At 61.6% G+C, this 10,612-nt stretch carries 10 protein-coding genes and 1 pseudogene; 5 read left to right on the forward strand and 6 right to left on the reverse strand.

What is annotated here, in order from left to right; genetic code table 11:
* Positions 1-278: 278 nt before the first annotated feature.
* On the reverse strand, positions 279-1,412 hold the full coding sequence (locus V1T76_RS28505) for a hypothetical protein (RefSeq protein ID WP_330564055.1): 1,134 nt from the start codon (positions 1,410-1,412) through the stop codon (positions 279-281).
* A gap of 378 nt (positions 1,413-1,790) precedes the next feature.
* Between V1T76_RS28505 and panC the strand changes: the two genes are divergently transcribed.
* The 3 genes from panC (at position 1,791) to V1T76_RS28520 (ending at position 4,685) form a co-directional block, all read left to right on the forward strand.
* Positions 1,791-2,642, forward strand: coding sequence for a pantoate--beta-alanine ligase (gene panC / locus V1T76_RS28510; protein ID WP_330564056.1), 852 nt, complete (start codon positions 1,791-1,793; stop codon positions 2,640-2,642).
* A gap of 36 nt (positions 2,643-2,678) precedes the next feature.
* A complete protein-coding gene (panB, locus tag V1T76_RS28515) occupies positions 2,679-3,488 on the forward strand; it encodes a 3-methyl-2-oxobutanoate hydroxymethyltransferase (protein ID WP_330564057.1) in 810 nt (269 codons plus the stop codon).
* A gap of 132 nt (positions 3,489-3,620) precedes the next feature.
* Positions 3,621-4,685 carry a bifunctional transcriptional activator/DNA repair enzyme AdaA gene (locus tag V1T76_RS28520; RefSeq protein ID WP_330564058.1) on the forward strand — a complete coding sequence of 355 codons (1,065 nt, stop codon included), beginning with the start codon at positions 3,621-3,623 and terminating at the stop codon, positions 4,683-4,685.
* 49 nt (positions 4,686-4,734) lie between these two features.
* Here V1T76_RS28520 and V1T76_RS28525 read toward each other — a convergent pair whose 3' ends face one another.
* The 5 genes from V1T76_RS28525 to V1T76_RS28545 are packed head-to-tail and all read right to left on the reverse strand — an operon-like array spanning position 4,735 to position 7,797.
* On the reverse strand, positions 4,735-5,814 hold the full coding sequence (locus V1T76_RS28525) for an energy transducer TonB (protein WP_330564059.1): 1,080 nt from the start codon (positions 5,812-5,814) through the stop codon (positions 4,735-4,737).
* Positions 5,811-6,209, reverse strand: a complete 399-nt coding sequence (locus tag V1T76_RS28530) for an ExbD/TolR family protein (RefSeq protein ID WP_330564060.1) — start codon at positions 6,207-6,209, stop codon at positions 5,811-5,813. Before V1T76_RS28530 ends, V1T76_RS28525 begins: the two co-directional genes overlap by 4 nt.
* Before the next feature lie 8 nt (positions 6,210-6,217).
* Positions 6,218-6,592 carry an ExbD/TolR family protein gene (locus V1T76_RS28535; RefSeq protein WP_330564061.1) on the reverse strand — a complete coding sequence of 125 codons (375 nt, stop codon included), beginning with the start codon at positions 6,590-6,592 and terminating at the stop codon, positions 6,218-6,220.
* Positions 6,582-7,295: a MotA/TolQ/ExbB proton channel family protein gene (locus V1T76_RS28540; RefSeq protein WP_330564062.1), complete on the reverse strand. Its 714-nt coding sequence runs from the start codon at positions 7,293-7,295 to the stop codon at positions 6,582-6,584. The genes V1T76_RS28535 and V1T76_RS28540 overlap by 11 nt, the downstream gene beginning before the upstream one ends.
* Before the next feature lie 22 nt (positions 7,296-7,317).
* Positions 7,318-7,797, reverse strand: a complete 480-nt coding sequence (locus V1T76_RS28545) for a hypothetical protein (RefSeq protein WP_330564063.1) — start codon at positions 7,795-7,797, stop codon at positions 7,318-7,320.
* Positions 7,798-8,483: 686 nt separating this feature from the next.
* Between V1T76_RS28545 and V1T76_RS28550 the strand changes: the two genes are divergently transcribed.
* Positions 8,484-9,287, forward strand: coding sequence for a helix-turn-helix transcriptional regulator (locus V1T76_RS28550; RefSeq protein WP_330564064.1), 804 nt, complete (start codon positions 8,484-8,486; stop codon positions 9,285-9,287).
* Positions 9,288-9,532: 245 nt separating this feature from the next.
* Positions 9,533-10,612, forward strand: a pseudogene (locus V1T76_RS28555) (autotransporter domain-containing protein); the annotation flags it as partial.

Raw genomic sequence — 10,612 nt, forward strand, 5'->3', positions numbered from 1 at the left:
GCTTTTGGATTTCGTTGGCAGAGCAGAAGTTTTCGACAAAAAGCCAACCTATTCAATCAAAAATGATGCCTGACGGCCTTCAATCAGTAATTGTATATGGGGATGTAGCTGGCGCGATCCTGTCCCGGATATTGGTTGATCAGGCTTGGCCTGGTCTGTGACAGACATCTGTGTGCACCAGACAAAACGCATGATGTCGCAAGGCGCGACGTCCTTGCGGCGTTGCAGACGGCAGCGCAATTCAGACGCTTGTTTATGGTGTTCGCGTTTACTGACCGTCAGCCGGCTTGGGCAGATATCGGAAGATCGCATGGCCGCTGCGTTCGCCCCTTGTCCCAGGCCTTGAGCTGGTCAACGGCGCGTCTGGGGCCAAGGGTCAGGCGATAGAAATCAAACAGGCCCGGACGCACCGAGGCGAAAAAATAATTGAAGTGAAGCGCAAAGAAACGAAAGCGCAGGTGGCGAAACCTGTCTGCGGTCATCCTGTCGGGAATGCAGACGCTGAACCGTCTGGGCTCCGGGAGAGTTTCGCTTGGCCCGGCAGGCCGGGCATACCGCGCCACCGGTGCGGTGCGGCCACCGCAGAGCGGGTCGTGCGGGCCGTAAAGATCCGTCCAGTCGACACCGGACCGTGCCACCACCGTCATGGCCTCACCAAAACTGCCGTCCGGCCCGAACCCGCCCAGGCAGTCGAAAGCCGGACCCAGCGTGACAAAAGCAAAACCGCCGGGGCGCCGGACGATGTCCGGTTGCCGGCGCAGAACCGCCGCCAGAATATAGATCGCCACGAAGGTGCCGCAGCTATGAGACACGAATACGAGGTCTGTGTCGTCGTCCGCTTCGGCGGCGGCGGCAACGATCATGTCGGCGCTTTCCTCGATGCGGGCAAGCATCTCCGGGTGATCGTTGCTGGCGAGCCGGGCCATGAAGTGCCAGCTGTTGACCAGATACCGGAAGTAGGACTTTGGCTCCAGCCAGGTCATGAGCAGATAAACCGCAACCAGCCACGCCGCACTGCCTCCCAGCAACACGGACCAGGCGATTTCGTCCGCATGGTCCTGCCGGACTGCCGCGCCCACAGTGCGCAGAATGACCGGCGCCAGAAGAATGGGTGGCAGCAGGCTGGTCAGGAAATAGAGAATAAGACCTGCTGGCGGATATAGACAGAAGACCCCGTGCGCCCAGTTGCTTCTCAATGCGGCCCGATATCCGCCTGCGCGCGCCACCATCATGAAAGACCGGATCGCATCTGCAATCGTCCGCAGCCAGGAGCGTTGAAAATCGGGTTTGATGACATCCCGCCAGCCAATTTGCACGAACCTCGTGTCGACGTGGGCTTCCGGCCAGTCGACATACCCGTTCCAGCTGGAGGTGGTGCCGCCAGGCTCGAGACCTTCCTTCAGCTCGGACAAGGCTCCATCCACCTGCCGAATTTTCAGGAAGGTGTCGAACTCCTTTCGGAGCAACGGGAAACAGTGACGGGCCGGGCGCAAATCATAGCCGGGAAAATAGAGGACGAGCCGCTTTACATGCGTCTTGATAAGTCTCTCCCCCAGGTGCCGCGCCTTTGCCTTTGGCCTGTCTTCGAAAGCCGACTCTTCCTCTGGCGCTGTTGTTGCGCAAGTCTATGTCGTCTTCCTCACGCGGATCTACCTTGTAATAATAAACAGTGTCGGGGCCTGCAAACTCTCTGTTCCTTTGTACACTGGACATTCCTCTCTCCGTCATTATGCTGCACCCGCGAAAAGAAACCCCGGGCGGGAAACGGGGTCGCGGGAGGATTGAGAACGATGATCATCTGCCGGACGAAGGCGGAGATGCGCGAAGCCGTGCGAGGCTGGAAACGCGCGGGTGATACTGTCGCAGTTGTGCCGACAATGGGCTATCTGCATGAGGGCCACCTCGGCCTCGTGCGTATGGCGCGGCAAAAGGCGGACCGTGTGGTTACCACCATCTTCGTCAACCCCACCCAGTTTGGCCCCAACGAGGATCTGTCGACCTATCCACGCGATGAAGCGCGCGATCTTGCGCTTCTGGAGGCGGAAGGTACCGACGCCGTGTTTCTGCCGAGCGTTGAGGAAATGTACGGCGCCGGCGGAGATACCTTCGTCGAGGTTCCGGGCCTGTCCGTCATATTGCAGGGGGCCCTCAGGCCCGGTCATTTCCGTGGTGTGTCTACGGTCGTCACCAAGCTCTTCAACATCGTCACGCCGGATTTCGCCGTCTTCGGCGAGAAGGACTATCAGCAGCTCACCTTGATCAGGCAGATGGTGCGCGATCTCGACATGCCGCTGGAAATCGTGCCGCACAAGACGGTGCGTGAGGCAGACGGGCTGGCGATGTCGTCACGCAATGTGCGCCTGACGGCGGAGCACCGGGCCGAGGCTGTTCAGCTCAGTCGGTCGCTTACCGCTGCGGAGCAGCTTGCGAAATCGGCCCCGACAATTTCGGAGCTGGAAGCCGCTGTCCGAAAAAACCTTGGTGAAGCGCCCTCCGGAAAGGTTGAAAGCGTCGACATCCGCGATGCGGAAACCCTTGAAGAACTCTCCGGCACACTCGACCGCCCGGCCGTCGTGCTGCTGGCCGTGCGCTTCGGCACCGTTCTCCTGATCGACCAGCGGGTGATTGCACCCGCCGCCTGATAATCCGTCTCAAGCCCCTTATCGAAAGGACGCCGCATGAGCACCCAGAAACCCGTCCGCCGCATCACGGCCCCGCAGATCACCCGCCGCAAGGGCGGAGACCCCATCGTCTCGCTGACCTCCTATCACGCGCATACGGCGGCTATCGTCGACAAATATGCAGACTTCATCCTGGTGGGTGACAGCCTCGGCATGGTCATGCATGGCATGGAATCCACCGTTGGCGTTTCGCTGGAACTGATGATCATGCACGGCAAGGCCGTGGTTCGCGGCACCAGCCGGGCACTGGTGGTGGTCGACATGCCCTTCGGCACATATGAGGAAAGCCCGTCGGTGGCCTTCCGCAACGCCGCCCGCGTGATGAAGGAAACCCAGTGCGGTGCGGTGAAGCTGGAAGGCGGTGCCCGCATGGCCGAGACCATCCGCTTCCTGACAGAACGCGGCATTCCGGTGATGGCTCACATCGGCCTGACACCGCAATCGGTCAACGTCATGGGCGGTTTCAAGACCCAGGGGCGCGACGAGGACAGCTGGGCGAGCCACGAGGAAGACGCAAAGGCTGTCGCCGAGGCGGGGGCCTTCGCCCTGGTTCTGGAAGGCATGGTCGAGCCGCTGGCGGCAAAAATCACCAGACAGATCGCGATCCCGACCATCGGCATCGGTGCGTCGGCCGAATGCGATGGTCAGATCCTGGTGCTGGAAGACATGCTCGGCCTGAACCCGGCACCGCCGAAGTTCGTCAAGGTCTATGGCAATCTCGGTGGCCAGATTGAGGCTGCGGTGAAGGCCTATTCGGAAGAGGTCAAGGACCGCAGCTTCCCCGGTGAGAGCGAAGTGTACCGGTAGAGACCAGTTTCTCATCTCTCGGCTTGGCCGGGATGACGATGGAAAGGTTTGTGTTCCGGCGCTATCCGATGGAATGAAATTAACGCCCGATTTCCGGCTGCAAAGCATTCGTGCCGGGCGTAAGGTCGGGTCATGCTGATGACCCGACCCAGTTTCGACACGCTCTATGAAGCACTCCTGAACCGCGATCCGTCTTATGACGGACGCGTCTTCGTCTGTGTGGCTTCCACCGGCATCTTCTGCCGGCTGACCTGCCCGGCGCGCAAGCCGAAGCGGGAGAACTGCACCTTCTACGACACGGTTGCCGAGTGTTTTGACGCGGGCTTCCGACCCTGCAAGCGCTGCCGCCCGACGACACCGGAGGCAAGTGCCGACCCGGTGGTGAAACCGCTGATCGAGGCGCTGGAAAAACGGCCCGGCTACCGCTGGGGCGAGCCGGATCTCGTGCGCATGGGGTTCGACCCCTCGACGGTGCGTCGGGCCTTCAAGCGGCATTTCGGCATGACCTTTCTGGAAATGGCGCGCCAGCGGCGTCTGCAGGAAGGTTTCTCCACGCTTGCAGAAGGCGGCAAGGTGATTGATGCGCAGATCACGGCGGGCTTCGATTCCCCAAGCGCGTTCCGCGAAGCCTTTGCCAGGATTCTCGGCCAGTCTCCCGGGGCCTTTTCCACAAAACCGCTGCTGTTTGCCGACTGGGTGGCTTCGCCGCTCGGCCCGCTGATTGCCGTCACCGACAAGACCCAGTTGCACCTTCTGGAGTTCCTCGACCGTAAGGCCTTTCCGGCAGAGTTCAGGAAACTCCAGACTTATGCGAAGGGCGAGATCGGGTTCGGTCGGACTGAGGTTACCGACCAGATCCAGAGCGAACTCGACGGTTTCTTCGCCGGTACCGGCGGCCGGTTTGAAACAAGGCTCGCACTGCACGGGTCTGCATTCACGCGAGATGTCTGGCGCGAACTCTTGACCATTCCGCCCGGCGAGACACGAAGTTATTCCGAACTCGCCCGGGCCCTGGGGCGGCCGGAAGCGGTACGGGCGGTTGCCCGGGCCAATGGCGCCAACCAACTCGCCCTTGTGGTGCCTTGCCACCGGGTGATCGGCGCCGATGGCTCTCTCACCGGCTACGGCGGAGGCCTCTGGCGCAAGCAACGCCTGATCGAGCTGGAGCAGAGCTACCGCCAGACCCCTGCTGCTTGACGGGCACTACGTCAGGCAGCGCAAGTGCCATCGTCTTTGAGCACACGTGTTACCGGTCGAAGCGGACGGGCACCTGCATGTTCATGCGTGCAACACGAATGTCACCCGGAAACTTCGGCATGGGCGACGCCCTGCGCACCATGTCGAGCGCGGCCTGGTCCAGCACCGGGTGGCCGGATGACCGGGTGATGCGAATGCCGGAAACAGCGCCGTTGGAGGAAATCGTGAAACCGACATTCACGGTTCCCACCAGCCTCTGCCGCTTCGCTTCCCGGGGATAGCGTTTTGCCCGGCGCAGTTTCGCCACCACCTTGCCCTGATAATTGGACGTCGCTTTCGTGCCGCCGTCATTGGTGCGGGCATTCGCGCGGCCGTTGACGTTGGATTTCGCGCTTTTGCTGGTAATGCGTTCACCGCCCTTGCGGGCGTTGGTCTCCGCCCCCCTGGTCCGCGTTTTCACAACCTTCTTGGGTGTGTCACGCTGCTCCACCTTGGGAGCTTCCGCCTTGCGGACAGGCGGCTTGGGTTTGCGGGTCGGCGTCTGTGTGACCTCGGCGAGTGGATCGGCAACGGGCTGTTGCATTTCCGTTTGCGGTTCCATTGGCTTCACTGCCTTCACCGGCGCGACGGGCTCCACCCGTGCAAGGTCGACAGGCTTTTGCTGCGGTGCCGGTTTGACCGGCTTGACCGGCTCCAGTGTAACCCGGCTTTCTGTCGTTACTGGTGCTGTCACAGGCTCTGTCGACGTAACGCCTGCCATTGCCGGAACAGACGGGACAGCTTCTGACACCGGCATGTCGGGCATAGCTTCAGCAACAGCTGGGGCCGGTTGCATCTCCACCGGTTTGGCGGTTGTGTCAGGCTGCACCTCGGGTGTTGCGGTGCTTTCCTGCGCCTCTTCTATTGGCGCTACATCCGGCGTCACGTCCTCGACGGGCTGATGGTCGGCAACCGCATCCACCTGCGCTCCGGCGACAAGATCCTCGATGGACCCGATCACAGCAACGCCACTGCCTTCCGAAGCTGCGATCGAGACTTCGTCAGGGTCTTTCGCAAAGAAGGCAGCACCGGTGCCGTGAAGCACAAGCGAGAGGATTGCCCCGGCAGCCAGGAAACGCGCGAAACTCACTGCGAGCCTCTTCTTGTAATCAAAACAATGTCGGTGCTTCCGGCGTCCTTCAGGTCGTGCAGCACCTTTTCCAACGCGTCCGCCTTCAGGGTGCCGTCGGCAGCCACCTTGATCTGGCCGTCTGAGCCGTCTGTCGCACCATGTGTTGCCAGCCAGTCGGAGACACCGATTTCGGTGTCTCCGGCAAAGGTGCGGCCTTGCTGGTCCACGATGAGGGCCCCGGTGGAGCGGATGGTCTCGTCCTCAAGTATGTTCAGCGGCGGCTCGATTTTCCTGGCATCGTCCCGGGCAACCGATCCGGCAAACAGGAAGAAGATCAGCATCAGGAAAACGACGTTGATCAGCGGAATGGTGTTTTCCGGCGGTTCGCGGTGTTGTGGCAATTTCAAGCGCATGAGATCACCTATTGTCCCGTCACCAGAATGCTCTTCAACCCGCTTCGGCGGGCCGCCGACATAACGTCGACCACATCCTGAACGTTGGCATCCGGCCCTGACCAGATCGCGACGATGCTGTTTTCCTTCAGGGCGGAAAAGAGCTCAGGCATGTCCGCCTTCAGGATCGGGCGGCCGTTGAGGTCCAGCTTTTCCGGCGCATGGATGCGCAGGTAGGCCGGCCTTTCCAACGCGCCACCGCCTTCACCGCCGCTGGACAGATCCAGCGACTGATAACGCGTGAAGCTGGACGCCAGCATGAAGAACAGCAGCAGAAGGAAGATGACATCGATCAGCGAGGTCAGGCCAACGGGCTTGCGCCGGGCCCTTGCTTTAAACTGCATGCCTCGTCTCCGAAGCCTCCAGCGCCACGATCCGGGCCGAGCCGCGTTCGGCAATGGCGCCGGTGAAGAAGGCCGTGACGAGCGCTTCCATCTCGGCCTGCTCCGCTTCGATGCGGCTGTCGAGCCAGCCGACAATGGCAGACACGGGGATCGCGACCGAAAGGCCGACGGCTGTCGTCAGCAGCGCCACCCAGATTCCCCCTGCCAGAACGGAAGGATCCACCGCCGCGCCAGCGCCCTGCATGGCCTGAAAGGCTTCGATCATGCCGAGCACCGTCCCCAGAAGGCCGATCAGCGGTGCCGTCTGGGCGATCATGTCGAGCGGGCGCAGGTAGGCCCTCAGCATGTTGATCCGCTGGATGCAGATCCGCTCGACATCCTCTTTCAGAAGCTCGGTCCTGGTATTGCTGCGGGCGCTGCCCTGCACCAGTTTCAGCATGATGTCGGCAACCACGGATTTTCCGTCGGCCGCCATCGCCTTTGCTTCCTGCGGCCGTCCGTCCAGCCACAGGAACAGCGCCTTGCGGGCGGTGCCGAAGCGGCCGACCCCCAAATACAGGAACTGCAGCAGCTTGGCGGCGATCAGGGCTGCGGCCACCAGAGAAAGAACGAGCAGGAACAACACCACCGGGCCGCCCTGGTCGACAAGGCCGGAGAGCGGAGACAGGAAGTGCGGCAGGGCCGCTGAAAGGACGTCAGGCATTTTGATCACGCTTGGGTTTTCATCAGAGGATCAGGTCGATTTCCGACCGCGAGTCGATCCGCAGCAGCGGCAGGCAGTCCTGCTGCGTGGCGTCCTGAAGGTCGCAGGCACGCACCTCGTTCAAAAGGACACGGGAGATGCCGGTGCATTCCCCCTTGGCAACGTCATATTGCCGGACGCGCGTCTTGCCGGCGGGCAGGTCACCGAAGTCGATGGCGGCATAGCCGGAAACACCATCGGAGGTGTCGAACATCACCAGATCAAGACCAAGGGCGTTCACGGGCTTTTGCAGGCTATTGCGGACGACGAAGGTCAGCCGGCAGGACCCATTCACCGTCTCAGCATCATTCAACTGGACGGAAATCTCTTCGGCGGACCTGGCAGTCGTCTCGGAGGCTGCCTGCGCAACGCTCTGGGCGCTTGCCCCGGCCGCAAGCTGGCAGCTCACCATCAGTGCAATCGCACAGGTGCGAACCGGTATCGGAACCAAAGATCTCTTCATCCCTTCGCTCTCCCGCAGGGCTTTGCGGCAGGCATGGCTCCACACTGGACCGTCAGCCGCACACCATTCGAGTTAAAGACATCTCTCCAGCCGGCGTTGTCAGGTCGTCAGCCTGCCCGCAAGAACCGTCAGCCCACTGGCAAGACGATCCCATCGGGACGCGTCAACTGCGCGACTGGCTTGCAGAACTGCTGGAGAGTTTGGAGGCTGAGGCGGTTCGCGCGGTCGTCATAAACGCAGGCGCTGCCTTGGCTGTTCGATCATTACACCGAAAGTGACCGGTGAGGGAACCTGTCACATGGAAAAAAGTTGAATTTTTTTATCATGTTTTAAACGGGCTGCGGGATATGGCGGTTAATCGAGCGAAATGGCGTCGCACTGGCAGTCTCCGATGCCTGAAATGCAACCCCTCACATATCCCGACCCGCAAGGCGCGGTTCTCGCAAGCGGTCGTTCTGGAAATGGAAAGGGTAAGTCGGAGCGGAGCATATCCGCACGCCGTTTGGGCCTTGCCGGAGGGGCCTCCCTGGAAAAATGCTAAATATGTGAAACAACTGACTTAACGCCAGCAGCATGCTTTCCGATTGAAAACGTTGGGAAGGATCCATGCGGCCCTTTTTATTGCTGGCTTTGGGGGGTATCCAGACAAGATGCAACCCGCCTGTTATGTCTCTCCTGGAAATCTCATGCCAATCGCGCCGTCGTCACTCGAACGTATCTATTTGCTCTGGGACAACCTGGCCGACCACGACGTCGGGGACATCCACGCTTCCCGCAGGTTCCTGCTCGAGACGATCTGCGGCCTCATCGACGCACAGAACGCGGATTGGATCGGCTGTGTGCGATTGAACTCGCCCCAGTCGCGCGATCCGATGAAGGGCTGGCGTCCGCGCACACTGTTCACCCTGAACCCGTGTGACCGAACCAGCGCAGCCATTGACGCGGCTTTCGAGGAGATGGAGAAGGGCGAGCCGGACATCACCACCACGCGCAACGTGGAGCTGGCCGGGACGTTCCGGGTCCTCAGCCTGAAGGAGCTGGCCACGCCGGAGTGGTTCGAAGGGCCTTCCTACAAGAACTACTACAAGGCGCTCGACCGGCAGGATTCCCTCTGGGCCGGCATCCCGATCAACGAGGATTCAGAAATCCAGATCGGCTTTCACCGCAGCTTCGCCAGCAAGCCGTTCACCGCGGACGATCAGGAAATCGTCTCCCATGCGCTACGCGGCATTCGCTGGTTCTTCAAGCACCAGATGTTGGGCGAAGGCGTTGGCGTGGCAACCGCGCCGCTGACCCCGGTCGAGCAGCAGGTATTGCAAGGTCTGCTGCTTGGCCTGACGGAAAAACAGATCGCCGAGCAGAATAACCAGAGCCCTCACACTACCCACGACCACGTGAAGCGGATCTTCCGCAAATACGGCGTGTCCAGCCGTTCGGCGCTGATGGCGCTCTGGCTCGGCAAGGGATTGATTTCAAACAATAACCCCTAAACAGGGGATAGCGCCTCACCTCAAGCAGCGGCAAAAAGCTGTCTCGGACCATGCCTCGCGAAATATGTCAATCGCGGGGCCGGCGCGCACGGCAACGGCCTCCTTGCATCGGCATGGTTCCACCTGAAACCACCAGGGAGGTCCCATGCCCCGATTTGACGCCCTCTCAGCTCCTGCGAGCGGGAAGCGCCACACCGTGTGTGCCTCTTTGTCGTTGTCTGCCTGCTTTTGTCGCTGAGACGTTCATGAAAACCATTTCCGCTCATTGCATTCTGCCGCGGCTGTCGGCCCGGCTCCGCCTGTCCACCGCCCTTTGCGCCGCCACCCTGCTTGTCGCGCTGCCTCACGTGGCCAGCGCCGCGACCTTTACCGTTACAGAAGCAACCGATGACGGCAGCGGCACTGTCGCCGGGTCTCTGAGCTGGGCCATTGCCAGCGCAGGCGCCAGCGGGGACGTGATCGAGATCGATCCCGCGGTCTCGACCATTACCGTGTCCGGAACATTGCCGGCCTTTGCGCAGGACGTCACGGTTCGGGCGAGCGCTGCGGTTGAGATCACCGGTTCGCCACTCGCGGCGGGTGGCACATCGCTTGTCCTGTCTGGCGTGTCCTCCACGAACGCGCTTGCTTCCACCTTGTTGGGCACGCTGGACGGCGAGGCAGGGGCGAGCGGTGTCAGCGGCCCGGCTAGCGTCAGCGGTACGGCAGGGGACGCGGGAGCGAGCGCGCTCTCCGGAAGCGGGTTTTCCCTCACCCTGTCCGGCTCGGTAACCGGCGGTAATGGCGGTGCGGGCGGCAAAGGCGGCGACGTCGACCCCTTCGCTCCCCTCCTCGAATCGCCGGGCAACGGTGGCGACGGCGGCAACGGTGCGGCGGCGTTTTCAGGCAGCGATTTCAAAATCGAAAACCAAGGCGCAATAACGGGTGGAAGCGGCAGCAACGGCGGGGGTGGCGGCTTCGCAATTTATGAAGATGGCGGCAGAGGTGGCAACGGCGGCGCGGGTGGCGCGGGGATTGCGGGCACGGGTCTCGTCATTGAAAACCGCGGAATGATCGCCGGCGGTGCGGGCGGCCACGGGGGCGGAGGAGGTCGCTCCTTTAATCACAGTACCGGGTCTGCCGGAAGCGTAGGTGTTGGCGCAGCCGGCATCACGGGCTCAGACCTGACCATCGTCAACAAAGCGACGATTTCCGGAGGGCTCTCCGGCGGCGGCGTTCGCGCCAATGCCATTGAATTCACCTCAGGCACCAACATTCTGGAGCTGAGAGGGGGTTCGACGATCATCGGCAATGTCGTCGCGGGCGGCACCAGCGACACGCTTGTT

The sequence above is a fragment of the Roseibium sp. FZY0029 genome, from assembly GCF_036350355.1.
Classification (GTDB): Bacteria; Pseudomonadota; Alphaproteobacteria; order Rhizobiales; family Stappiaceae; genus Roseibium.